The organism is Variovorax sp. GW531-E2, from assembly GCF_059423125.1.
In genome coordinates, this window is record NZ_JBWKXQ010000025.1 from 1 (window position 1) to 22,842 (window position 22,842).

At 68.8% G+C, this 22,842-nt stretch carries 22 protein-coding genes and 1 riboswitch; of the genes, 9 read left to right on the forward strand and 13 right to left on the reverse strand.

Going from position 1 to position 22,842, the window contains the following annotated elements:
• On the forward strand, positions 1-720 hold a 720-nt coding region (locus tag AC07XP_RS16055; RefSeq protein WP_495265231.1), incomplete at its 5' end, for a 23S rRNA (adenine(2030)-N(6))-methyltransferase RlmJ.
• A gap of 10 nt (positions 721-730) precedes the next feature.
• Here the strand turns inward: AC07XP_RS16055 and AC07XP_RS16060 are convergent.
• Genes AC07XP_RS16060 through ahcY form a run of 4 tightly spaced genes read right to left on the reverse strand, consistent with a single transcriptional unit; the run spans position 731 to position 4,533 of the window.
• On the reverse strand, positions 731-1,369 hold the full coding sequence (locus AC07XP_RS16060) for a septal ring lytic transglycosylase RlpA family protein (RefSeq protein ID WP_095746890.1): 639 nt from the start codon (positions 1,367-1,369) through the stop codon (positions 731-733).
• A 53-nt stretch (positions 1,370-1,422) separates the two neighbouring features.
• On the reverse strand, positions 1,423-2,247 hold the full coding sequence (gene metF / locus AC07XP_RS16065) for a methylenetetrahydrofolate reductase [NAD(P)H] (RefSeq protein ID WP_062482359.1): 825 nt from the start codon (positions 2,245-2,247) through the stop codon (positions 1,423-1,425).
• Positions 2,248-2,257: 10 nt separating this feature from the next.
• On the reverse strand, positions 2,258-3,088 hold the full coding sequence (locus AC07XP_RS16070) for a TlyA family RNA methyltransferase (protein ID WP_495265232.1): 831 nt from the start codon (positions 3,086-3,088) through the stop codon (positions 2,258-2,260).
• A 5-nt stretch (positions 3,089-3,093) separates the two neighbouring features.
• Positions 3,094-4,533 (reverse strand): adenosylhomocysteinase, encoded by a 1,440-nt coding sequence (gene ahcY / locus AC07XP_RS16075; protein WP_062482353.1) that lies wholly within the window; start codon positions 4,531-4,533, stop codon positions 3,094-3,096.
• A gap of 65 nt (positions 4,534-4,598) precedes the next feature.
• Positions 4,599-4,667, reverse strand: a riboswitch (S-adenosyl-L-homocysteine riboswitch).
• Positions 4,668-4,918: 251 nt separating this feature from the next.
• On the opposite strand from ahcY, the gene phaP reads away from it, so the two are divergent.
• The 6 genes from phaP (at position 4,919) to AC07XP_RS16105 (ending at position 10,236) form a co-directional block, all read left to right on the forward strand.
• Positions 4,919-5,416, forward strand: coding sequence for a TIGR01841 family phasin (phaP, locus tag AC07XP_RS16080; protein ID WP_062482351.1), 498 nt, complete (start codon positions 4,919-4,921; stop codon positions 5,414-5,416).
• Between the two features lie 22 nt (positions 5,417-5,438).
• Entirely contained in the window at positions 5,439-6,368 is a 930-nt protein-coding gene (locus tag AC07XP_RS16085) for an alpha/beta fold hydrolase (RefSeq protein WP_495265233.1), read from the forward strand.
• 43 nt (positions 6,369-6,411) lie between these two features.
• On the forward strand, positions 6,412-6,852 hold the full coding sequence (locus tag AC07XP_RS16090) for a hypothetical protein (protein ID WP_495265234.1): 441 nt from the start codon (positions 6,412-6,414) through the stop codon (positions 6,850-6,852).
• Complete coding sequence (locus AC07XP_RS16095) at positions 6,849-7,922, forward strand: alpha/beta fold hydrolase (protein ID WP_062482906.1); 1,074 nt, start codon at positions 6,849-6,851, stop codon at positions 7,920-7,922. Before AC07XP_RS16090 ends, AC07XP_RS16095 begins: the two co-directional genes overlap by 4 nt.
• 25 nt (positions 7,923-7,947) lie before the next feature.
• Entirely contained in the window at positions 7,948-8,541 is a 594-nt protein-coding gene (locus tag AC07XP_RS16100) for a GNAT family N-acetyltransferase (RefSeq protein WP_139706027.1), read from the forward strand.
• Between the two features lie 66 nt (positions 8,542-8,607).
• Positions 8,608-10,236: a peptide chain release factor 3 gene (locus tag AC07XP_RS16105; RefSeq protein ID WP_495265235.1), complete on the forward strand. Its 1,629-nt coding sequence runs from the start codon at positions 8,608-8,610 to the stop codon at positions 10,234-10,236.
• Here the strand turns inward: AC07XP_RS16105 and AC07XP_RS16110 are convergent, their stop codons facing one another.
• The 5 genes from AC07XP_RS16110 to AC07XP_RS16130 form a co-directional block, all read right to left on the reverse strand.
• Entirely contained in the window at positions 10,237-11,040 is an 804-nt protein-coding gene (locus AC07XP_RS16110; protein WP_495265236.1) for an ABC transporter permease, read from the reverse strand.
• A gap of 196 nt (positions 11,041-11,236) precedes the next feature.
• The gene (locus AC07XP_RS16115; protein ID WP_495265237.1) at positions 11,237-12,277 is read right to left on the reverse strand and encodes a DNA methyltransferase; all 1,041 of its coding nucleotides are present in this window, start codon (positions 12,275-12,277) and stop codon (positions 11,237-11,239) included.
• Positions 12,274-13,464 carry a hypothetical protein gene (locus tag AC07XP_RS16120; RefSeq protein WP_495265238.1) on the reverse strand — a complete coding sequence of 397 codons (1,191 nt, stop codon included), beginning with the start codon at positions 13,462-13,464 and terminating at the stop codon, positions 12,274-12,276. Before AC07XP_RS16120 ends, AC07XP_RS16115 begins: the two co-directional genes overlap by 4 nt.
• Positions 13,465-13,549: 85 nt before the next feature.
• Positions 13,550-14,392: an ABC transporter permease gene (locus tag AC07XP_RS16125; RefSeq protein ID WP_495265239.1), complete on the reverse strand. Its 843-nt coding sequence runs from the start codon at positions 14,390-14,392 to the stop codon at positions 13,550-13,552.
• 8 nt (positions 14,393-14,400) lie between these two features.
• Positions 14,401-15,396, reverse strand: coding sequence for an ABC transporter ATP-binding protein (locus AC07XP_RS16130; RefSeq protein ID WP_062477380.1), 996 nt, complete (start codon positions 15,394-15,396; stop codon positions 14,401-14,403).
• 96 nt (positions 15,397-15,492) lie between these two features.
• On the opposite strand from AC07XP_RS16130, the gene AC07XP_RS16135 reads away from it, so the two are divergent.
• The gene (locus AC07XP_RS16135) at positions 15,493-16,317 is read left to right on the forward strand and encodes an HAD-IIB family hydrolase (protein WP_495265240.1); all 825 of its coding nucleotides are present in this window, start codon (positions 15,493-15,495) and stop codon (positions 16,315-16,317) included.
• 130 nt (positions 16,318-16,447) lie between these two features.
• On the opposite strand, the gene AC07XP_RS16140 is transcribed toward AC07XP_RS16135, so the two are convergent.
• From AC07XP_RS16140 to ocd, 4 genes are all read right to left on the reverse strand, one after another.
• Positions 16,448-17,644 (reverse strand): porin, encoded by a 1,197-nt coding sequence (locus AC07XP_RS16140; RefSeq protein ID WP_495265241.1) that lies wholly within the window; start codon positions 17,642-17,644, stop codon positions 16,448-16,450.
• A gap of 226 nt (positions 17,645-17,870) precedes the next feature.
• Entirely contained in the window at positions 17,871-18,839 is a 969-nt protein-coding gene (locus tag AC07XP_RS16145) for a Bug family tripartite tricarboxylate transporter substrate binding protein (protein WP_095947927.1), read from the reverse strand.
• A gap of 106 nt (positions 18,840-18,945) precedes the next feature.
• Complete coding sequence (locus tag AC07XP_RS16150) at positions 18,946-19,992, reverse strand: histone deacetylase family protein (protein WP_495265242.1); 1,047 nt, start codon at positions 19,990-19,992, stop codon at positions 18,946-18,948.
• A 34-nt stretch (positions 19,993-20,026) separates the two neighbouring features.
• Positions 20,027-21,076 carry an ornithine cyclodeaminase gene (gene ocd / locus AC07XP_RS16155; protein ID WP_492745087.1) on the reverse strand — a complete coding sequence of 350 codons (1,050 nt, stop codon included), beginning with the start codon at positions 21,074-21,076 and terminating at the stop codon, positions 20,027-20,029.
• Positions 21,077-21,320: 244 nt separating this feature from the next.
• Here ocd and AC07XP_RS16160 point away from each other — a divergent pair, with 244 nt between their 5' ends.
• Positions 21,321-22,841: a hypothetical protein gene (locus AC07XP_RS16160; RefSeq protein WP_495265243.1), complete on the forward strand. Its 1,521-nt coding sequence runs from the start codon at positions 21,321-21,323 to the stop codon at positions 22,839-22,841.
• The last annotated feature ends 1 nt before the right edge of the window (position 22,842 follow it).

Below are 22,842 nucleotides of genomic sequence, written 5' to 3' on the forward strand. Positions count from 1 at the left end.
CCCGCCGCCAAGTCGACGGGCAAGAAGCCCGCAGCCCCCGCCGAAGAAAAGCCGGTCGCCGAAGCCATCGCCCGCTACCTGAGCGTGATCCACGACTTCAACCCCAAGGGCGGCGCGCGCGTCTACCCCGGCTCGCCGTTCATCGTGCAGCACCTGCTGCGCGACCACGACAAGCTCAAACTGTTCGAGCTGCACCCGACCGACGCCCGCACGCTGGACGCCAACATCGCCCAGCTCGAGGCCGGCCGCCGCATCGCCGTGCTGCGCGACGACGGCTTCGGCAGCGCCACCAAGTTCCTGCCGCCGCCCTCGCGCCGCGCGCTGGTGCTGATGGACCCGAGCTACGAAATGAAGACCGACTACGGCCGCGTGCTCGACTTCGCGGCCGAGGCGCTCAAGCGCTTCGCCACCGGCACCTATGCCGTCTGGTACCCGATCATTCCGCGCCCCGAGGCGCACGACCTGCCGCGTCGCCTGAAGACGATGGCGACCAAGGCCGGCAAGCCGTGGCTGCACGCCACGCTGACGGTCAAGTCGAGCAAGATCACGAAGGACGCCGCCTCGGGCGAAACGCAGCGCCCGGGCCTGCCGGCCAGCGGGATGTTCCTGATCAACCCGCCCTACACGCTGAAGGCGCAACTGGCCGAGGCGCTGCCCCAGCTGGCCGAGCGCCTGGCCCAGGACCGCAACGCCGCCTACTCGCTCGAGAGCGGCGGCTGAGGCCGGCCGCTCAGCGGCGCTTGCGCGGCGGCACGATCACCCGCTTGCGCGCAGGTGCCGGCGCGCGAACGCGCGACGTCGGCGCCTCGGGCAACAGCGCGGGCTGCAGATCTTCCGCCGCCACGGCCTGGCCGCCGCAGCGCATGCCCTCGCGGTCGATGACCGACAGCGCCACCTGCTTGATGCCCATGCTCGTGAGACCGATGCGGTCGGCCGCGGCGCGGCTCAGGTCGATGATGCGGCCCGGCGTGAAGGGCCCGCGGTCGTTGACGCGCACCAGCACCTCGCTGCCGTTGACCAGGCTGCGCACGCACACGCGCGTGTTGAAGGGCAGCGTCTTGTGGGCCGCCGTCATGGCGCCCATGTCGAAACGCTCGCCGTTGGCGGTCTTGCGCTGATGGAACTGGATGCCGTACCACGACGCGCCACCACGCTCGAAGATCTCGCGCGGCTCATCGCCGGGTACGCCGTCGTCCAGCGATTCGCCGGTGCCCGACACCGCGAGGTCGTAGCGCACCGACGGCACGGCCGAGCGCGGGGCGGCGCCGGGCGGCACGGCCAGGCCGCGTCCCAGCGGCTGCAGCCGCTTGCCGGACGCCGCCGGCGCGGCGGCGGTGTCCGCGTCTTTCTCCTGCGTGGCAGGCGGCATGGTGCACCCTGCGAGCACGCAGGAGACCGCGACGGCGACCGCGCGCAGCCCTCTCAATCCAGGCGCTCCAGGATCGCCAGCGTGGCCGCCGACTGGTTCATCGTGTAGAAGTGGATCGCGGGTGCGCCGCCCGCTTGCAGGCGCGCGCACAGGTCGGTCACCACGTCCAGGCCGAAGGCCTTGATGGAAGCCGTGTCGTCGCCGAAGCCCTGCAGGCGCAGGCGGATCCAGCGCGGAATCTCGGCGCCGCAGGCGTCCGAGAAACGCATGAGCTGCGTCGAGCTCGTGATGGGCATGATGCCCGGCACGATCGGCGTGTCGAGCCCCAGCTTGCGCGCGTCGTCGACGAAGCGGAAGTAGGCCTCGGGGCTGAAGAAATACTGCGTGATGGCCGAGTCGGCGCCGGCCTTCATCTTGGTCGCGAAGGCCTGCAGGTCGGCTTCGGGCGAGCGCGCCTGCGGATGCACTTCGGGGTAGCAGGCCACCTCGATGTGGAAGTCGCGGCCGGTCTCCTCGCGGATGAAGGCGACGAGGTCGCTCGCGTACTGGAACTCGCCGCCGATGCCATAGCCGCTGGGCAGGTCGCCGCGCAGCGCGACGAGGCGCTTGACGCCCATGGCCTTCAGCTCGGCCAGCTGCTCGCGCACCGTGGCGCGCGTGGCGCCGATGCACGAGAAATGGCTGGCGGCGTCCACGCCCTCGGCCAGGATCTCCTGCACCGCACCGAAGGTGCCCTGGTGCGTGGAGCCGCCCGCGCCGTAAGTGACGGAGCAGAACTGCGGCTTGCGCGCATACAGCTGCTGGCGCACGGCGCGCAGCTTGACCGCGCCTTCGGGCGTCTTGGTCGGGAAGAATTCGAAACTCAGCGGAAGGCGCACCTGCGTCTCCTTAGGAACCGTCGCCGGCCTTGGCAGCACGAACGGCGTGAATGAAAAACTCGCGGTTGCCGTCGCCCCCGGCGATCGGGCTGTCGAACCAGCGCAGCACCTTCAGCTCGAGCGCCGCGCAGGCGTCGTGCAGGCGCTTCTCGACCACAGCGTACATCGCCTCGTCGCGCACGATGCCGCCCTTGCCGACCTGGCCGGGCTGCAGCTCGAACTGCGGCTTGACCAGCATCAGCAACTGGCCGTCGTCGGCCAGGAACTGCACCACGGCCGGCAGCACCAGCGTGAGCGAGATGAAGGACAGGTCGCCGACGATGAGGTCGAAGCGCGGTTCGGCCGGGGCTTCGACAACTTCGAGCGCCTCGCCAGCTTCTGCGCCTTCTTCATCGTCCACCTGCAGATCGGCCGGCGACAGCGCCCGCGCATTGACGCCTTCGATGGCGACCACACGTTCGTCCTCGCGCATGCGCGCATGCAGCTGCCCGTGGCCGACGTCGACGCCCACCACCTTGGCGGCGCCGTGCTGCAACAGGCAGTCGGTGAAGCCTCCGGTCGACTGGCCGACGTCCAGGCAGAGCTTGCCGGTCGGGTCCACGCCGCTGGTCTTCAGCGCGCCTTCGAGCTTGAGGCCGCCGCGCGACACGTAGCGCGCCTCGGCGGCGTCGGCGAGCTCGAGCTCGGCCGACTCGGGCACTTCGTCCTTGTTCTTGGCGACGTTGCGCCACGCGTCGCCCGTGCCCGCGTCACGCCAGCGCATGCCGCCGGCGATGAGCCGGACCGCTTGCGAACGCGACGCGGCCAGGCCGCGCTCCACCAACAGTTGATCGGCGCGCACGCGGATCAATAGCGGTAGGTGTCCGGCTTGTAAGGGCCGTTCTTGTCCACGCCGATGTAGGCGGCTTGCGAGTCGGTCAGCTCCGTGAGCATGGCGCCGACCTTCTTCAGGTGCAGGCGCGCGACCTTCTCGTCCAGGTGCTTGGGCAGCACGTAGACCTTGCCGGCCTGGTAGGCGTCGGGCTTGGTGAACAGTTCGATCTGGGCGATGGTCTGGTTGGCGAACGACGACGACATCACGAAGCTCGGGTGGCCCGTGCCGCAGCCCAGGTTCACGAGGCGGCCCTTGGCCAGCAGGATGATCTTCTTGCCGTCCGGGAAGGTGATGTGGTCGACCTGCGGCTTGATCTCTTCCCACTCGTACTTCTCGATCGACGCGACGTCGATCTCGTTGTCGAAGTGGCCGATGTTGCAGACGATGGCCTGGTCCTTCATCTTGACCATGGTGTCGTGCGTGATGACGTCCTTGTTGCCGGTGGTGGTCACGAAGATGTCGGCCTTGTCGGCGGCGTACTCCATGGTCACGACCTTGTAGCCCTCCATGGCGGCCTGCAGGGCGTTGATCGGGTCGATTTCGGTGACCCACACCTGCGCCGACAGCGCGCGCAGCGCCTGGGCCGAGCCCTTGCCCACGTCGCCGTAGCCGGCCACGCAGGCCACCTTGCCGGCGATCATCACGTCGGTCGCGCGCTTGATGCCGTCCACCAGCGATTCGCGGCAGCCGTACAGGTTGTCGAACTTGCTCTTGGTGACCGAGTCGTTCACGTTGATGGCGCGGAACAGCAGCGTGCCCTTGGCGCTCATCTCGTTCAGGCGGTGCACGCCGGTGGTGGTCTCTTCGGTCACGCCGATGATCTCGGCCGACTTGCGGGTGTACCAGGTGTCGTCCACGGCCAGCTTGGCCTTGATGGCGGCGTACAGAATGCGTTCTTCTTCGCTGGTCGGGTTGGCGAGCACGCCCAGGTCTTTTTCAGCGCGCTGGCCCAGGTGCATGAGCAGCGTGGCGTCGCCGCCGTCGTCCAGGATCATGTTCGGGCCTTCGCCCTTCGAGCCCTTGGGACCGAAGTCGAAGATGGCGTGGGTGTAGTCCCAGTAGTCCTTCAGCGACTCGCCCTTGATGGCGAACACCGGCGTGCCGGCGGCGGCGATGGCGGCGGCTGCGTGGTCCTGCGTCGAGAAGATGTTGCACGAGGCCCAGCGCACTTCGGCGCCCAGGGCTTGCAGCGTTTCGATCAGCACGGCCGTCTGGATGGTCATGTGCAGCGAGCCCGTGATGCGCGCGCCCTTCAGGGCCTGGCCCTTCGAGAACTCTTCACGGATGGCCATCAGGCCGGGCATCTCGGTTTCGGCGATCTTGATTTCCTTGCGGCCCCAGGCGGCAAGGGACAGGTCGGCAATCGCCTGGTCGGCGGTCGAGACGGGGGTGGGCTTGAGTACAGCGCTCATGTGAACTCCAAAACTGGTTTGAAAGATGCCACTGCGTACGGGGAAGAAAGACTCACCGCGAGAACAGCGGGTGAGCGTGGTTGCGATGTGGTCCGAGCCTCACGCCTGACGGCGCTGCAACGCTCCTCGGAGCGCCGGATTGTAGTCGCGGCCGCCCGGCCCGCCAATCGACCGGGGCATCCCACATCACGGAAAGCGCGGACGCCCGCGAGGCTGGGCCGGGCGGCGCGGGCCACCCCGGGAAACTCCGCAGGCAAATCCGCGCTTGGAGCGCCCTGAGCCGCGCCGGCCCGGCGTATCGTGGCGGCGGGCCCCGGCCGCCCGGCCGCTGCCTGCATCCACCCGTTCGATTGTTTTCATCACCCGACACAGGAGATTCCGCACCATGGCCACTGCCAAGAAAGCCGCCGCGAAAAAAACCACCGCCAGCAGCGCCGGCGCGAAGCAGGCGGCGCCGTCCGCCGCGGACATGCTCGATCCGATGAAGAACCTCAAGGGCATGGCCGAGCGCCTGCAGAACCTGAACCTGACCGGCGGCGCCGGCAAGCTGCTCGACAGCGGCCGCAAGGACCTGCAGGCGCTGATGCAGGCCAACGAGAAGTCCTACCAGGGCCTGCAGACCGTGGTGCAGCGACAGACCGAGATGATCAAGACGGCCATCGCCGAATGGCAGACCGCCGCCAAGGCGATGCCGGGCAAGGACCCGAAGGAAAACCTGGCCAAGCTCGACGAGCTGGGCCGCCAGTCGTTCCAGCGCGCCGTCGACGACATCAAGGAGCTGGCCACCCTGGCCGCCAAGTCGCAGGCCGACGCCTTCGACGTGGTGCGCCAGCGCATCCAGGCCAACGTGGACGAGGTCACGAAGCTGCTGCAGCGCAAGTAACAAGAAGCAAAGAAAGGCCCGCATGACCGCCGTCGCGCCCCGCACCGAACGGCGCACCCGCGCCAACGGCATCGAACTGGCCTGGGACAGCTTCGGCGACCCCGAGGCGCCGCCGCTGTTGCTGGTCATGGGCCTCGGCGCCCAGATGGTCGCGTGGGACGACGCGTTCTGCGCCGCCCTGGCGCAGGCCGGCGGCCACCACGTGATCCGCTTCGACAACCGCGACATCGGCCACTCCACCCACCTGCCGCACGCCGGCGTGCCCGACATCCAGGCGCTGATGCTGCAGGCCATGGCCGGGCGCCCGCTGCAGGTGCCCTACACGCTGCGCGACATGGCCGACGACTGCGCCGGCCTGCTCGACGCGCTGGGCATCGCGCGCGCCCACGTCGTAGGCGCGTCGATGGGCGGCGCCATCGGGCAGGAGATGGCCATCCATCACCCGGGGCGGATGCGTTCGCTCACCAGCATCATGTCGAGCACCGGCGACCCGGCCCTGCCGCCGCCCACGCCCGAGGCGCTGGCGGTGCTGTTCGCACCCGCGCCGACGAGCTTCGAGGCCTACCTGCCGCACCACGCCAAGCTGTGGCGCGTGCTGCGCGGCCCCGACGCCTTTCCGCTCGACGAGGCGCGCGACGCTGAACGCGCGCAACTGGCCTTCCTGCGCGGCCTCAACCCGGGCGGCGTGGCGCGGCAGTTGGCGGCCGTGTTCGCATCGGGCAACCGCAAGCCGGCGCTGCGCGCGGTGCAGGTGCCCACGCTGGTGATCCACGGCGACGTCGATCCGCTGGTGCCCGTGGCCTGCGGCATCGACGTGGCCGAGGCCATTGCCGGCGCGACGCTGCTGCGCATCCCGCGCATGGGCCATGCGCTGCCGATCGCGATGTGGCCGCAGATCATCGAGGCCATCGCCGCGCACACCGCACGGGCGGCGCGACGCGACGATCACTGAAGAAAAAAGAGACACGACAACGAACCCAGACGGAGGTGTTTTCATGAGCCAGTTTCCGTCCCTCGATCCCATGGCCCTGTGGCGCGAGCTCACGGCCCAATGGGAAAAAAGCACCAACGAATTCGCCAACGAAGCCATGGCCTCGGACCCGTTCCGCCAGGGCATGCACGGCGGCATGAACGCCTCGCTCACCGCGCAGAAGGCGCTGGGCGACCTGATGGCGCGCTACCTCACGCTGCTGAACCTGCCCACGCGCGCCGACCTGCAGGCGCTGGGCGAGCAGCTGCACCGCATCGACGACCACCTGGCGGGCATCCGCCGCGCGCTGGAAGGCGGGGCCGGGCCGGCCGCGCGGACCGCCGATACGGCCACTGCACCGCCCCGGCCGCGTCGCACCAAGCAACCGCCGGCGGCGGCAGTGCCTGCACCGGCAGCCAAGGCCGCCGCCCCCAGGAAACGCACCGCTGGAAAGCGCCGCCCATGAGCGCGCCGCCCGACACCTTCCAACTGCCCGACATCCGCGGCGAGATCGAGCGCACGATCCAGCGCAACATCAAGGGGCTGGATTTCCTGACCTCGACCGCGCCCGCCGTCGGCCTCACGCCCAAGGACGAGATCCACCGGCGCGGCACGCTGAGCCTGTACCACTACCGCCCGATGGTCGACGAGATCTACCGCGTGCCGGTGCTCATGGTGATGGCCACCACCAACCGCGCCTACATCTTCGACCTCGCGCCGGGCCAGAGCATGGTCGAGTATTTGCTGCTCAAGGGCTACGACGTCTACGTGATGGACTGGAACGCGCCGCGCCCCGACGAGAAGCGCCTGCGCATCGAGGACTACGTGCTCGACTTCATTCCCGATTCGATCCGCCGCGTGCAGGAAGACTCGGGCGAGGACGACGTGACCATCGCCGGCTACTGCATGGGCGGCGTGCTCTCCACGTTGTACGCCGCGCTGCACCCCGGCGGGCCGATGAAGAACCTGGCGCTCTTCACCACGCCGATCGACTTCAGCCGCATGAAGCTCTTTCATGCGTGGTCCGACCGGCGCTACTTCGACGTCGACCGCCTCATCGACACCGTGGGCAACGTGCCGCCCGAGATGCTGTTCGCCTCCTTCGACATGCTGCGCCCCGCGGGGCGCGGCGCCGGGCTGGTGCAGCTGTGGGACAACATGGCCAACGACGAGTTCGTCAAGTCGTACCGCATGTTCGACCGCTGGGGCGCCGAGATGCTGCCGCTGGCCGGCGAGTACTTCCGCCAGACGGTGAAGGAACTCATGTGGGACAACAAGCTGCACAAGGGCGAGCTGGTGCTCGGCGGGCGCCCCGTGCTGCTGAAGAACATCACCGTGCCGGTGCTGCACGCGCTGGCGCAGCACGACCACATCGTGCCCTACGAGGCGGGGCAGCCGCTGATCGCCGGCATCGGCTCCACCGACAAGGAAGAGGTGGTGCTCAAGGGCGGCCACGTGAGCCTGGCGGCCGGCACCAACGCCGTGCGGCGGCTGTGGCCCAAGCTCGACGAGTGGCTGGGCGTGCGCTCCACCTGACGAAGACAACCATCCTCCTACGCTCATGACCGCATCTTCTTCCCGCACCTACCCGCGCACCGTTTCCCACGCGGACGGCGACATCGCCCTGCGCCTGATGACGGGCGCCGACGCCCCCGCCGTGCTGGCCTTCGCGCAGGCGCTGCCGGCGCACGACCTGCTCTTTCTGCCGCGCGACATCACCGAGCCCAAGGTGATGGCCGCCTGGGTCCGCGCCATCGAGCGCGGCGACATCGACAGCGTGCTCGCCGTGCGCGACGGCGCCGTGCTGGGCTGCGCGGCCGTCATCCGCGACCCGCATTCGTGGTCGGGCCACGTGGCCGAGCTGCGCGTGCTGGTGTCGCCCGCGCTGCGCGGCGGCGGCCTGGGCCAGCAGCTGGCGCAGGAGGGCTGCGCGCTGGCCTTCGCCCACGGGCAGGAAAAGATCGTCGCCCAGATGACCGTCGACCAGCGCGGCGCCATCGCCGTCTTCCAGGCCCTGGGCTTCCGGCCCGAGGCCCTGCTCACGCGCCACGTGAAGGACCGCGAGGGCAAGGCGCACGACCTCGTGGTGCTGAGCCAGGACGCGGCGCAGGTCGAGGCGCAGATGCGGGCGTACGGGGTGACGGAGGCGTTTTAGGCCTACAGCCCGGGGTTGGCGGGGCGGCCTCCTAAAATCGGAGGATTCCCCTGCAGATTGCCCACCTTGTCTTTTCTCGCCGAAACCCGCCGCCGTCGCACCTTCGCGATCATTTCCCACCCTGACGCCGGCAAGACCACGCTGACCGAAAAACTGCTGCTGTTCTCGGGCGCGATCCAGATCGCCGGCTCGGTGAAGGCGCGCAAGGCCTCGCGCCACGCCACCTCCGACTGGATGGAAATCGAGAAGCAGCGCGGCATCTCGGTGGCCTCGTCGGTGATGCAGATGGTGTACCGCGAGCACGTGATCAACCTGCTCGACACGCCCGGCCACAAGGACTTCTCGGAAGACACCTACCGCGTGCTCACCGCCGTCGACTCGGCGCTGATGGTGATCGACGCCGCCAACGGCGTGGAAGCGCAGACGCGCCGACTGATCGAGGTCTGCCGCCAGCGCGACACGCCCATCATCACCTTCGTCAACAAGATGGACCGTGAAGTGCGCGAGCCGCTGGACATCCTGGACGAGGTGGAGCGCGAACTCGGCATGCCCTGCGTGCCCATGACCTGGCCCGTGGGCCAGGGCAAGAGCTTCCGCGGCATCATGAACCTGCGCACGCAGGCGATGACGGTGTTCGAGTCGGGCAGCGAGCGGCTGCCGCACGACTTCGAGACCATCCCGCTGAGCGAGCGCGACACGCTGACGAAGCGCTTCGGTGCCGACTTCGAGCACGCCATGGAAAGCATGGAACTGGCCACCGGCGCCTCCCCCACCTGGGACCGCGAAGCCTTCCTGGCGGGCAAGCAGACGCCGGTGTTCTTCGGCTCCGGCGTGAACAACTTCGGCGTGATGGAAGTGCTCGACGCGCTGGTCGACCTGGCGCCCTCGCCGCAGTCGCGCACCAGTACCACGCTGGTCAACCGCCAGCCGGTGGTGAAAGAGATCCAGCCCGAGGACAAGGACTTCGCGGGCGTGGTGTTCAAGGTGCAGGCCAACATGGACGCCAACCACCGCGACCGCATCGCCTTCGTGCGCATGGCCTCGGGCAAGTACACGCCGGGCATGAAGCTCAAGGTGCAGCGCACGTCGAAAGAGCTGCGCCCCACCAGCGTCGTGACCTTCATGAGCCAGCGTCGCGAGGCGGTGGAAGAGGCCTACGCCGGCGACATCGTGGGCTTCACCACGCACGGCGGCGTGCAGCTGGGCGACACCATCACCGACGGCGCGAACCTGCAGTTCACCGGGCTGCCCTTCTTCGCGCCCGAGCTGTTCATGACCGTCATCCTGAAGAACCCACTGCGCACCAAGCAGCTGCAGCAGGGCCTGGCCCAGCTGGGCGAGGAAGGCGCGATCCAGGTCTTCCGCCCCGAGGTCGGCGGCCCGATGCTGCTGGGCGCGGTCGGCCAGCTGCAGTTCGAAGTGGTGCAGCACCGCCTGAAGGCCGAGTACGACGCCGACGTGCGCCTCGAAGGCTGCCAGTACACGGGCGCGCGCTGGATCACGGCCGACACCCCGGCCGAGCTGCGCGAGTTCGTCCACGCCTACCCGGTGCGCATGGCCAAGGATGCGGCCGACACGCTGGCCTTTTTGTGCACCTCGCCGTACGACGTGCGGCTGGCGCAGGAGCGTTTTCCGAAGATCCACTTCCATCCGCTGCGCGAGCACGCGGGGCTGGCGCTGCAGAGCGCGGGCTGATCAGCTGCCCGACGAGGTGTAGTGGCGCAGCCCGACGCGCCACGCACCGAACGCCGCCGCGAGGAACACGAAGCCCGCGAGCGGCGACACCCACCCGACCCAGGCCGGCGCGCCCAGCGGATCGGGCTTGCCCAGAATCGCCAGCACCGGGTAGTACGCCACGCAGGCCAGCGGCACGATGAAGGTCAGCACACGGCGGAACCACTGCGCATAGAGCGCCAGCGGGTACTGCGCCGCCTGCACGCCGCCGTAGGTGAGCACGTTGGCGATCTCCAGGCTTTCGACGGTCCAGAACGACAGCGTGCCCTGCAGCACGAGGATGCCGAGGAACAGTGCGATGCCACCGGCCAGGGCGAACATGGCGATTGCCACGGCGCTGGGGGTCCATGCGATGTCGGCCTGCACGGTCGCGAAGGCCAGCACGAGCAGGCCCTGCAGCAGGCGGCCGAGGCGGCTGATGCGCACGTCGTGGCCCATGAGCTGCAACGCAAGCGGGCGCGGGCGCAGCAGCAGCCGGTCGAAGGTGCCGGTGCGGAGGAACTCGGTGCCCAGCACGTCGAAGCCGCGGCCCAATGCGTCGGCGAGGGCGAACATGCAGTTCACCAGGCCATAGAACAGCGCGACCTCGCCGATGCCCCAGCCCTGCACTTCGCCGAAGCGATGGAACAGGGCCCAGACGGCGACCACTTCGATGCCTGTGCCGAGGAACTGGCCCAGGGTCAGCAGCAGTGCGGACGCGGGGTACCTGGCCTGGCCGCTGATGGAGGCGGCCATGAGGCGGAAGAACAGGGGAAGTGCGCCCATCTTCAGTGGCCCTCTCGTTCTGTTGCGCCGTGGTTCAGGGCGCGTGCACAGGCCACCGGGTACTTCCCTCCGCGAATGTCCCCCGGGCTTCGCCCTCCTCCTTGATTTCGCTGCGGGAAGCACCCGGTGTCCTGCACACACCGAGCGCGGTCGTGGTGCGGGTCGATCCACCGCTGTGCGGATTGCGTCATGCCGCTCATTGCTCGTAGCAGATGTCGAGCCTGATCAATGCGCCGCGGGCATCGATGCGATCGGCGCGGAAATAGAAGCGGCCGCGGTAGCTGTCGAGGTGAAGGGGCACGGTGACCGGGTCGCCCCAGCTCGTCACCGAGAAGCCCTGCCCTTGCAGCCATCGCAGCAGGGTGTCCAGGCGCTGCGGGTCGGCGTCGACGCGGATGTCTGCGTCTGCGGGCGGCGGGCCCTGTGGGTCCTGCTGCCAGCGCGCGAAGCTGCCGAACAGCGTGAAGTCGTGTCCTGCGGCGCGCATGGCATCGAGCAGCGCAGCGGTGGCCGGCAGGTCGATGCGCTCGCGCTGCTTGCGAAAGACCAGCGCGTGTTCGTGGCGCCGGTCGGTGCGGGCATCGGCGTCGTTGTCTTCCGCGTCGTGCGGATAGACCAGCACGCGCTCCTCCTCCATCGTGAAGAGCGAACCCAGGATGCGTGCGAGATCGAAGGCCAGCGGCAGCACGCGATCGCCGATCCGCAGGTTCTCCGCCATCGCGATGCAGGCGCCGCCCTCGCGCAATCCGGCGCGGACGCGGTGGAAGACGTTGCGCAGGCCGTCGAGGTGCTGCGCGTAGCTGGGGCTGTCGTAGAGCTGGGAGGTTGCCTGCGCACCGGTCCAGCGGCAACCGAAGTAGGGCACGTTCGTCAGGCACAGGTCGAAGGGCGGGAGCGCGGCGTCTTCGAGCGCATCGCACGAGGCACGCAGGAGCGTCGTGCCGTGGGCGAGGCCGTGGCGTGCCAGCCGCTCGCGGATGAGGTCGATGCGGCCCGCATCGACTTCGCAGCCCAGGGCCCGTCGGTCCTCGAGGCGCGCCGCGAGCAGCGTCGTGCCGAAGCCGGCGAACGGATCGAACACCGTGTCGCCCGGTTGCGAGAACCGGCGCACGAAGGGCAGCATCTGCTCGAGCCATCCGCAGTCGCGCCCGCCCATCGGGTCCCGCGCGCGCAGGTCGTCCGGCAGCCGGTAGCGCGGCGATTCATGGTCGAGCATCAGCCAGCTGTGACTGCTCATGGGCAGGCCTTCGCGGTGCGCGTGTCGAGCAGCACGTCGTGCCCCGGCTCCCAGCCGGCGCAGAGTTGTCCGTCGGCAAAGTAGACGAGCTTGTAGACGTCGCCGGTCGCGTGGCGCGCGTGCATGGCACCGTAGTCGGCGCTTTCGAAGACGACCGTCAGGCCGCTGTCGGTGCGCAGGCGCAGGTTCCAGAAGTAGTAGCCCTCGGTGAGGCTTTCGAGGGTCCACCCGCGCGAGATGTCGGGGGCGTCGAGGCAGGCCGTCAGCAGCGCGTCCATCGAGACCCGTTGCGTGCGCAGATAGCGCGCGGTGGCGTTGTCGCGATAGCCGTCGTCGAGCCGCGAGAACTCCCGGAAGACGACGGTGCCGGCGCCGCATTGCCGTGCCCAGGCGAGGTACGCGGCCACGTCGGTCGGCTGCGCGACGCCGCCGCGCTGGAGGATGCACACGAGCCGCAGCGCCACCGCATCGGCGAGCTGGCGCGCGGTGCGCTCGAACACGACGGGATCGCCGATGGCCACCTCGGGCCGGAACCGCATGATGGCCTGGTTGACCGCGCCGTCGTGGTGATGGCGGGACAGCTCCAGCCAGCTCATTCCGAAACGTTGCAGCGCGCGCCGCAGCACCTCGCCCTGCGGGCCGGCAAAGCCTGCGCCGTTGGTGTAGAGCACACGGTCCTCGACCACCGGGCCCTCGCTTTCGCTCGCGGCCAGCGTGTGCAGCAGCCGGAGCATCCAGTCGGCGTCGTCGCTCGTTTCCAGGCCCGAGAGCGACCACGACAGCGGCACGCCGCGCAAGGCGCGCAGCGCACGGGACAGGCCGTCGAAGTAGTCGGGCGCCGGACGCAGCCGGGACGCCGAGGTTCCGCCCTCGGTCTTGCGCAGGTTTTCCGAGCAAAAGCCGCAACGTGCCGAACAGGGCTTCACGGAGGCGTATGGCGTGAACGTGAGGGGCTGCGCAAGGCGCCGCGCGACGCCGCCGATCGTGTGCGTGTGCCAGCGCGCGGCCTCGTTCGAAGGCGGCGTGCGAAGGGTCACCCCGCGCACGGAGCGGCGAAGGCGTTCGAAGAGCGGGGAACTCGCGCTGCGCGGCAGATCGGCCACGGCGATCTGGTCGATCGCGCAGGTCACGGTCCGCACGGCGAGGGGCGCCGGCGCATCGGCTTCAACGGGAATGACGGGGCGCATGGCAGGGGCGGGGTTGTCGCACCCGCCACCATACGACAGCGCTGCCTCCGAGGGCGGGAGTGGCTCCCTGCGCGCGCCCGTCACCCTAGCCACCCTGTACCTGCAGACTGCGCATCGTGCGCCCCATCGTCATCCGCCCGAACGCGACCAGCGCGACGATCCAGAAGCACTGCAGCCCCAGCGCGCCCAGCGCATGCGCGCCGCTCAGTTGTCCGAAGTAGAGCCGCGCCGGAATGTCGAACAGCCCCGCCAGCGGCTGCACCAGCAGCGCGGTCTGCCAGGCGTCGGGCAGCAGCGCCAGCGGCAGCAGGTTGCCCGAGAACACGATGACCACGGGCGTCGCGACCGCCTGGATGCCGCGTTCGTTGAGCGCCGCCGTGGTCGCCACGTTGAGCAGCATCACCATCGCAGTCGAAAGCAAGAGGCCCAGCACCACCGACAGCAGGAACGCAGCGCCGGCCACGGCGTTCGCGGGCAGTTGCCAGGCCCAGTCGCCCAGCCCCACCAGCGGCAATGCGACCGCCGCGAAGGCCGCCATCAGCGCCACGCGCGGCAGCAGGCGTGCCGCGATCCAGCCTGCGGTGCGCGCGAACCACAGCGCGTAGGCGTCCACCGGACGCAGCCGGTCGTAGGCCACCGCGCCGGTGCGCGCGGCCTGCGCCACTTCGGGGTCGCCGAGCCAGGGCATGAGCACCAGCAGGCCCTGTGCGAGCCAGGTGTAGGTGATGACCTGGGCCAGCGACATCGACGAGGCCGCACCCGCGATGGCGCTGCCGCTGTAGAACGCGGCGAACACCATCACCTTGATGCCGCCCCACCAGCACTGCGTGGCAAAGCCCGCGAGCGCCGCGGTGCGGTACTGCAGCATCTGCAGGAAACGTGAGACGAACGCCGCGACATACGGCCGGGCGAGGTCGCGCGGGCCCATGGCCGGCCTCACGCCTCGGCCGCTCCGTGCATGGCGTAGAAGCGCGCGATCACGGCTTCGATCGCGAGGCCTTCGAGGCGGATGTCTTCCACGGCGTGCGCGCCGGCGATGCGGGCGATGAGCGCGGGCGCGGGGGTCTGCTTGGGGTCGAAGTCGAGCACCAGCGTCTGGCCGTCGCGCGAATGCACGGTGGCGCCGTCGACGTGCGCGGGCAGCGTGGCGTCTTGCGCGAAGTCGACCACCAGCCGGCGCTCGGCCATCACCTGCGCGCGCAGCGCCTCGACGGGGCTGTCGGCCAGCACGCGACCGTGGCCGATGACGATCACGCGCTGGGCCAGGGCCTCGATGTCATGCATGTCGTGCGTGGTCAGCAGCACGGTGGTGCCGCGCTCGCGGTTGGCGCGGCGCACAAAGTCGCGCACCGCGAGCTTCGAAGGCGCGTCGAGGCCGATGGTCGGCTCGTCGAGGAACAGGATGTCGGGCTCGTGCAGCAGCGCCGCCGCGATCTCGGCGCGCATGCGCTGGCCCAGCGAGAGCTGGCGCACCGGCTGGTCGAGCACGCGCTCCAGGTGCAGCAGCGCGACCAGCTCGTCGCGCGTCTTGCGGTAGCGCTGCGGATCGACGCGGTAGATGTCACGCAGCAGGTCGAAGCCGTCGCCCACGGGCAGGTCCCACCACAGCTGCGTGCGCTGGCCGAAGACCACGCCGATGCGCGCCACGTGGCGCTCGCGGTCGGCAAAGGGGTCGCGGCCGTCGACTTCCACGCGCCCGCCGTCGGGCCGCAGGATGCCCGAGAGGATCTTGATGGTGGTCGACTTGCCCGCGCCGTTCGGCCCGATGAAGCCCAGCAGCTCGCCGCGCTCCAGCGCGAACGACACGCCCGACAGCGCCTCCACCGTGCGGTGGCGGCGCTGCAGCAGGCCGCGCAGCGCACCGCGCAGGCCGGGGTCGCGCTCGGACACGCGGTAGGTCTTGCGGAGGTTGTCGACGAGGATGTGGGGCATGGTGAGAAGCGCCGCGCCGGCCTGAAAGCGCGGCGGGGGCGGGATGCTACACGAAAGCGCCGGTACGATCACGGGCCCTTTCGAGAATCCTGCCTCATGTCTTCGCCTCCCCTGCCCGCCTCGCCCCACCACCTGTTGCCGCTCACGCGCTGGCCCGCCGACGCGCGCGCGGCGCTGGTCGGCGTGTTCACCGACATCGACGACACGCTCACCACCGACGGCGCGATCACGCCCGACGCGTTGAAGGCGCTGGCCGACCTGAAGGCCGCCGGCCTCGCCGTGGTCGCGATCACAGGCCGGCCCGTGGGCTGGAGCCTGCCTTTCGTGAACAGCTGGCCGGTCGATGCCATCGTGGCCGAGAACGGCGCGGTCGCGCTGCGGCCTGCGCCGAACGGCGGTGTCGAGAAGCGCTACCAGCAGGACGCCGCCACGCGCGCCACCAACTTCGCGCGCATGCAGGCCGTGCTGGCGCGCATCGAGCGCGAGATTCCGGGCGCCGGCCGCGCCACCGACTCGCCCGGGCGCGAGACCGACATCGCCATCGACCACAGCGAGTTCGTGACGCTCGACGACGACACCATCGCGCGCGTCGTCGCGCTGATGCGCGGCGAAGGCATGCACGCCACCGTGAGCAGCATCCACATCAACGGCTGGTACGGCGACAACGACAAGCTCGAGGGTGCGCGCTGGATCGTGCGCGAACTGTGGGGCCGCACGCTCGACGACGAGATGGACCGCTGGGCCTACGTGGGCGACTCCACCAACGACCAGCTGATGTTCCGCAGCTTCGCGCACAGCATCGGCGTGGCGAACGTGGCGCGCTTCGTGCCGCAGCTGGAGCACCTGCCGCGCTACGTGACGCAGGGCGAGCGCGGCGCGGGCTTCGCGCAGGCCGCGCAGGCGGTGCTGTCGGCGCGCTGAGCCACGCACGCCGCGCGGGCGTCGCGCACGAAAAAAAGGCCCGCGCAGGGCGGGCCGAATGGACCGGTTGAACGACCCTTGGAGAAACTTGCAGGGGTGAGGGTCGCGCGATGCGCGACCCTTCAGGACATCAGAACGTGTGGCGGATGCCGAACTCGTAGCCCATCGAGCTCTTGGCCTGCAGCGCCGTGCGGTTGAACGTGGTGGCGTACGACGGGCCTGCACCCACCGTGAGCGCCGCGCCGTTCTTGTTGCTGACGCGCGCGACCGTGCCGTACAGCGCAGTGCGCTTGGACAGGTTGTGCACGTAGCCCAGCGCGAGCTTGTTGGCCTTCGGATCGGCGTTGTTCACGCCGAACACGGGCACGCGGTTGAAGTCGTACTTGACCTGCGAATACGACGCGCGGATCACGCCCGGGCCGATCGGCACGGTCACGCCCAGCAGGTAGCCGGTGAGGTCCACGTCCTGGCCGGGCGTGAAGATGTTCAACGCGTTGCGCTCGTCCTTCGAACGCGAGATTTCGCCGAACAGCTTGGCCACGCCGAAGTCGTAGGTCGCGCCGAGGTTGAAGGTCTTGACCTTGCCCGGGCGCGCCACCGCGGCGGCGCCGCTGCCGGTCGTGAAGCTGGTGTCGTTCTGCGCGTAGCTGGCAGCGATGTCGAACGGGCCCGTCGTGTAGCCCAGGCGACCGCCGATGTGGCGGCCGGTGTTGGTGCTGGCGGCGGTGTCGGGCGACAGGCGCGTCTGCTCGGCCAGGCCGTAGGCCACGTTGCCGTAGAAGCCGCCCAGGCGCGGCAGGAAGTACTGCACCATGTTGCTGGCGCGCTTGTAGGTGCCGTTGCTGCCGTAGCCGCTGCCCGGCACGCTGGCTTCGTTGGCGTCGATGATCAGCGAGCCGCCGATGCCGGTGTCGCCGAACGGGTCGAACTGTTCTTCGTTCATCACCGTCGCGGTCTTGTCGCGGCCCAGGCGCAGTTCGCCGAAGCTGCCTGCCAGGCTCACGGTCGAGCGGCGGGTGAAGTTCGACACGCCGGTGGCGCCGTCGTCATTCGTGATCGGGGCTTCGAGCCAGAAGCTGGCCGACAGGCCGCCGCCCAGGTCTTCCACGCCGCGGAAGCCGAGGCGGCTCGAGCTCAGGCCCGAGTTCGCCAGCTCGGTGCGGCTGGCCTTCACGCTGTAGGCGGGACCGAAGGGGGTGGTCGAAACGCTCTTGTTCGCTACGTTGCGGTAGGCGGCATCGACCACGCCGAACAGGGTCACGGTCGATTGCGCCGACGCGGCGCCGCAGGCTGCGATGGCAGCCAGAACAAGCAGGGATTTTTTCATTGGTGTCACTCCAGGAGGGGGATGCCGCTGCGCCGAGACCGGGCGCGACTTTGGGACGTCCGGGCCTTGTTGCCGCGAGACTGGGTCCGAGTTTTCCTGCGCTGGAAGACAAAGGGATTACATAGGGTTAACGCCTAGATTACGGAGGGATATAGGGGGTGAGTTCAGGACAGCGGTCGCGGATCGGGGTAGGCGCAGCGCACGCCTCCCCTTTTCCGGCGGGCGCTTACTTCTCTTTCGCCAACCCCAGCTTGTCGATGATCACCTTCTCGCGCACCACCGTGTCCTGCGCGAACTTGGTGTACGTGGCCGAGCTCATGTAGTTGGGCAGCATGTCGTAGCGCCCGAGCGAGGCCACGTAGCTGGGTTCTTCCATCGCCTGCTTGAAGGCGTCGTGCAGCTTCTTCACGACCTCGGGCGGGGTGCCCTTGGGGGCGCCGATGCCGAAGGGCGAGTTCTGCACCACGTCGTAGCCCAGCTCCTTCAGCGTCGGCGCGTCGGGGAACTTGGCCAGGCGCTTCTCGCCCCAGGTGTTGAGCACGCGCAGCTTGCCGGCTTCGACCTGCGGCGCGAAGCCGGTGCTGTCGGCCGCGGCCATGAGCTGGCCGCTGACCACGGCCAGCATCAGGTCGGCGCTGCCCTTGTAGGGCACGTGCTGCAACGTGATGCCGGCCTTCTGCGCCACGATCTCGGTCGTGAGGTGCGGGCTGGTCAGGTTGCCGGTCGAGCCGTAGGTGAGCTTGCCGGGGTTGGCCTTGGCGTAGGCGACGAAGTCGGCCCAAGTCTTGAAGGGGCTGTCAGCCGGCACGACGATGCCGAAGGCATAGCCGGTGACGTTCAGCACGTAGCTGATGTCCTTGAGCGGGTCCCAGTTGATCTTGGTGGTGTAGCCCAGGCGGAACACGCCCAGCGGAATCTGCGCGACGGTGTAGCCGTCGGGCTGCGCGGTCTGCAGTGCCTGCGCGGGCAGCGTGCCGCCGGCGCCGGGCTTGTTGTCGATGATCACGGGCTGGCCCAGGATCTTGCTGGCGTTGTCGGCCAGCTGGCGCATGGTGATGTCGGTCGGGCCGCCGGCGGGAAAGGCGATCACGAGCTTGATGGGCTTCGCGGGAAAGGCCTGTGCAAGCACCGCCAGCGGCGCGGCGAGGCCGCAGGCGGCCAGCGTGGCGGCACGGAGAAGGGAACGGCGAAACATGACGGAAGGCTCCTGAAGCGTGGATCGAGCCGCGCATTGGGCCCTGCCCCGCCCGGTGCAGCAATCGGGGCTCACCCGACTGCTGTCGCCAGGGCTACTCGCCCCCTCAGCCCGCGGCTTGCGCGAAGCCTTCGAGAACGTTGACCGCGTTCACACCCACCTCGGCCACCGCATAGCCGCCCTCGAACACGAACACCGTCGGCACGCCAGCGCGCGCGAGGTCTTCGCCCATGCGCAGGTAGTCGTCGCTCTTCAGCTTGAAGCCCGAGATCGGGTCGCCCTCGAAGGTGTCGACACCGAGCGAGACCACGAGCGCGCCGGCCTTGACCTTCGCGATGCCGTCGAGCGCTGTGCGCAGCGCCGCGCGCCAGGCCGTGAAGTCGGTGCCGCGCGGCAGCGGCAGGTTGTGGTTGAAGCCCTCGCCCGCGCCCGCGCCGCGCTCGTCGGCGTGGCCCAGGTAGTACGGGTAGTCGGTGAGCGGGTCACCGTGCAGGCTGGCGAAGTGCACGTCGCTGCGTTCGTAGAAGATGGCCTGCGTGCCGTTGCCGTGGTGGTAGTCGACATCGAGCACGGCCACGCGTTCGACACCCGCATCGCGCAGCGCCTGCGCGGCGACGGCGGCGTTGTTGACGAAGCAGTAGCCGCCGAAGAAGTCGGCGCCCGCATGGTGGCCCGGCGGACGCGTGAGTGCGAAGGCGCTGCGCTGGCCGCCGATGACACGCTGCGTCGCCGTCCACGCACAGGCCGCGCCATGGCGCGCAGCGGCCCAGCTGCCCGCCATCAGCGGCGTGCCGGCGTCGAACGAAAAAAGGCCCAGGCGCGCGGGAAAGCTCTTCGGCAGCACGTCGGTGCGCATGCCGCGCGTGGGCCAGTACGAGGGCAGCGCGTCGCGCGTGGCGTTGGCGGCGTCGAGCGCCACCCATTCGTCCCAGGCATGGGCGATGAAGTCGAGGTAACGCGGCGCATGCACCTTCGCCAGCAGCGCGTCGTCGAACGCGTCGGGCGCCTGCAGCGGGCCGAGGCCGCGGCGCTCGAGTTCGTGCCTCACATGGTCGACGCGCGCGGGCACCTCGAAGCAGGGCACCAGCTCGCCCCGGAACATTTCGACTTGGCCTTGGTGCAGGGCGTGCTGGTCGTTGTAGATGGTGAGCATGAAGCGGCGAAGGGCGTGACGACAGGGCCTGCCATCATGCCGCACGCCGCAGCACCGCCCGGCGCCGCCCCGAGGCGGTGAGACCGAACAGGTCCTTCGGGTCGTCGAGCTCGGGCACCAGCGCGATCTGCCGGCCCACGCCGCGCTCCAGCGCCAGCTGCTGGATGCAGCGCAGCGCCGTGTAGTCCTCCAGCGCGAAGCCGACCGAGTCGAACACCGTGACCTGCTCCGGCCGCTCGCGGCCGGGCACTTCGCCCAGCAGCACGCGCCACAGCTCGTGCACCGGGAAATCGGGCGCCAGCTGCTGGATCTCACCCTCGATGCGGGTCTGCGGCTCGTACTCGACGAACACGCGCGCGCCGCGCAGCACGTCGGGATGCAGCTCGGTCTTGCCGGGCGAATCGCCGCCCACGGCGTTGATGTGCATGCCGGGCTCGATCATGTCGGGCGTGAGCACGGTCGCATGGCCCTGGTAGGCGGTGATGGTGGTCACGATGTCGGCGCCGCGCACCGCCTCGGCGGTCGACTCGGCGCGCACGATCTCCATCGGCGTGCAGGCCGCGAGGTGGCGCACCAGCTTGTCGGTGGCGCGCGGGTCGATGTCGAACACGCGCACCTGCTCGATGCCCAGCAGCGCATGGAAGGCCAGCGCCTGGAACTCGCTCTGCGAGCCGTTGCCGATGAGCGCCAGGCTGCGCGCATCGGGCCGCGCCAGCGCCTTGGCGGCCATGGCCGAGGTGGCGGCCGTGCGCAGCGCGGTGGTGAGCGTGAGTTCGGACAGCAGCACGGGGTAGCCCGTGTCGACCTCGGCCAGCACGCCGAAGGCCATGACCGTGGGCAGGCCGACCTGCGTGTTGTGCGGGTGGCCGTTGACGTACTTGAAGGCATAGGCGCCATCGTCGGCCACGGGCATGAGCTCGATCACGCCCAGGTGCGAATGGCTGGCCACGCGCGCCTTCTTGTCGAACTCGCGCCATCGCAGGAAGTCGTCGCGCAGCGCGTCGGCCAGCGTGACGAGGAATTCCGGGACGCCGGTCTCATCCACCAGGCGAACCAGGCTGTGAACATCGATGAAGCGGGTCATGGCGCGGCTCCTTGCGTAGCCCCCGGCACGGCGCTTCATCCGTTCACACGGTCTCCACCATGGCTGATTCAGGATGCGCCTGCGCCAAGGGTTCAAGCCATTGTGCGCTTCCTGTTCGCCCAAAGCGAGACGTCCACTCATCCGGGGTATGCCGCGAAAGGGCGTCTAGGCACAATCACTGTGGCCGAGCCTCGGACAACGTCATTCGATGGGGCCGCCTTCAAAACCATAGAGGGAATACTTCATGAAATTGCCGCACAAAGCTTTACTCTTGTCGATTCTGAGCCTTTCGTTCATGGGCAATGCGGTCTCTCAATCGCTCTGTATCGATTGCATAAGCATCCGAGTTGGCAGGCCACTGGTTGTGAGAGGGGCCGTCGGCAGCGACCTCGACACGACATTCAGTCAGGTCAAGCTGTCCAACAACGAGCGTCGCGGCTTCTCCGCGAACGCTACCAGCAACTATGCGACGGGCCTCGAACCATGGAGCATGGGCGGAGCGATAACACCGATCCCCACGCTCAGCAGTGGTGCCGCCGACGGATTTTCCGATTGCGGCCGATGGCTGGCCGACACGAAGCGCCTCCCCAGCAGCCTGATCCAGGGCTTCGTTCACTCCGAAACCCTGTGCAACTACAACGCCGGCCAAACACGCAAATCGATGGCCTATTCGACCTCGGCCGACAGCGGCGTATCGTGGACCACGCCCCAGCAGATCATCTCGGGCTCCGACACTTTCGCACCGAACAAGATCACCGGCGAGGGCGATTGCACGGTGGTGGATGGCGGCGACGGCTACTACTATGCCTACTGCCTCCGGGCTTCCGATTGGCGGACCATCGTCGCCCGGGCGCCGATCACTTCGCCGCAAGCAGGAAACTGGAAAAAGTGGTTTGGCGGCACGTGGACGGAGCCTGGGCTCGCGGGGCGCGCGACGGCACTTCTCGCCGCCGACACCTCGTCCCCGGGGAACGCCACCGACGCCATCCTGGGTGTCGCTTCAGGTCGCTGGGTCGACCAGAACCAGACGGTTCTGCTGGCGTCCGATTCAATCAACTATCCGCCCGGGCAGAACAACAGCTTCGGCGGCGTCAAGATTTCCTTCGCCGCGGACAAAACGAATTTCACGCGCCTGAAAGAACCGCTCTGGGTCGCGGACTATCAACAGTGGGACCGAAGCGCCCCCACCGGACAGTCCGACCTGTTCGCCTATCTCAGCATTCTGAGCAACCAGGACAGCAGCAATCAGTTCGTCAGTCCGTTCCTGGTGACCCACACCTACCAACACCCCAGCGAAAGCTTCGACAAACGCTATCTCGTGTTCCGGGATGTCACGATGACCGTGGGAACCTCACCTGCCAGCCCTCAAGTGGGTATTGCATTGAGCCGCTGGTACAACTCGGCCGCCAACGACATGCGCAGCACCGTCGCGCCGGTCCCCGGCAACTACACCTCCTTTGCGATGGACAAGTTCCTGGGCTACCTCATGACGAAGGCGCCAGCCCAGTTCGCGTCATCCCAGCTCGAAGAATGCACCAGCAACTGGCCAGGGCATCCCGACAACCTGCTGACAAACAACGGCACCTGCAGCGGCTACACAAGACTGAGGACTGCTGGCTGGGTATTCCAATCGCCACAAGCCAACACGATTCCCCTGTATCGCTGCTTTGACAACACCAGGGTCCATCATTTCGCATCCAACCAGGCCGACTGCGAAGGCAAAGGCACGATGGAATGGCTCCTGGGATACGCGCTGCAGTATTGAC

Coding starts and splice junctions, on each gene's coding strand:
- AC07XP_RS16060 (WP_095746890.1), bottom strand. CDS start 1,369: ATGCCGCCTGCCACGCAGGAGAAAGACGCGGACACCGCCGCCGCGCCG.
- ahcY (WP_062482353.1), bottom strand. CDS start 4,533: ATGAGCGCTGTACTCAAGCCCACCCCCGTCTCGACCGCCGACCAGGCG.
- phaP (WP_062482351.1), top strand. CDS start 4,919: ATGGCCACTGCCAAGAAAGCCGCCGCGAAAAAAACCACCGCCAGCAGC.
- AC07XP_RS16085 (WP_495265233.1), top strand. CDS start 5,439: ATGACCGCCGTCGCGCCCCGCACCGAACGGCGCACCCGCGCCAACGGC.
- AC07XP_RS16090 (WP_495265234.1), top strand. CDS start 6,412: ATGAGCCAGTTTCCGTCCCTCGATCCCATGGCCCTGTGGCGCGAGCTC.
- AC07XP_RS16095 (WP_062482906.1), top strand. CDS start 6,849: ATGAGCGCGCCGCCCGACACCTTCCAACTGCCCGACATCCGCGGCGAG.
- AC07XP_RS16100 (WP_139706027.1), top strand. CDS start 7,948: ATGACCGCATCTTCTTCCCGCACCTACCCGCGCACCGTTTCCCACGCG.
- AC07XP_RS16110 (WP_495265236.1), bottom strand. CDS start 11,040: ATGGGCGCACTTCCCCTGTTCTTCCGCCTCATGGCCGCCTCCATCAGC.
- AC07XP_RS16115 (WP_495265237.1), bottom strand. CDS start 12,277: ATGAGCAGTCACAGCTGGCTGATGCTCGACCATGAATCGCCGCGCTAC.
- AC07XP_RS16120 (WP_495265238.1), bottom strand. CDS start 13,464: ATGCGCCCCGTCATTCCCGTTGAAGCCGATGCGCCGGCGCCCCTCGCC.
- AC07XP_RS16125 (WP_495265239.1), bottom strand. CDS start 14,392: ATGGGCCCGCGCGACCTCGCCCGGCCGTATGTCGCGGCGTTCGTCTCA.
- AC07XP_RS16130 (WP_062477380.1), bottom strand. CDS start 15,396: ATGCCCCACATCCTCGTCGACAACCTCCGCAAGACCTACCGCGTGTCC.
- AC07XP_RS16135 (WP_495265240.1), top strand. CDS start 15,493: ATGTCTTCGCCTCCCCTGCCCGCCTCGCCCCACCACCTGTTGCCGCTC.
- AC07XP_RS16140 (WP_495265241.1), bottom strand. CDS start 17,644: ATGAAAAAATCCCTGCTTGTTCTGGCTGCCATCGCAGCCTGCGGCGCC.
- AC07XP_RS16145 (WP_095947927.1), bottom strand. CDS start 18,839: ATGTTTCGCCGTTCCCTTCTCCGTGCCGCCACGCTGGCCGCCTGCGGC.
- AC07XP_RS16150 (WP_495265242.1), bottom strand. CDS start 19,992: ATGCTCACCATCTACAACGACCAGCACGCCCTGCACCAAGGCCAAGTC.
- ocd (WP_492745087.1), bottom strand. CDS start 21,076: ATGACCCGCTTCATCGATGTTCACAGCCTGGTTCGCCTGGTGGATGAG.
- AC07XP_RS16160 (WP_495265243.1), top strand. CDS start 21,321: ATGAAATTGCCGCACAAAGCTTTACTCTTGTCGATTCTGAGCCTTTCG.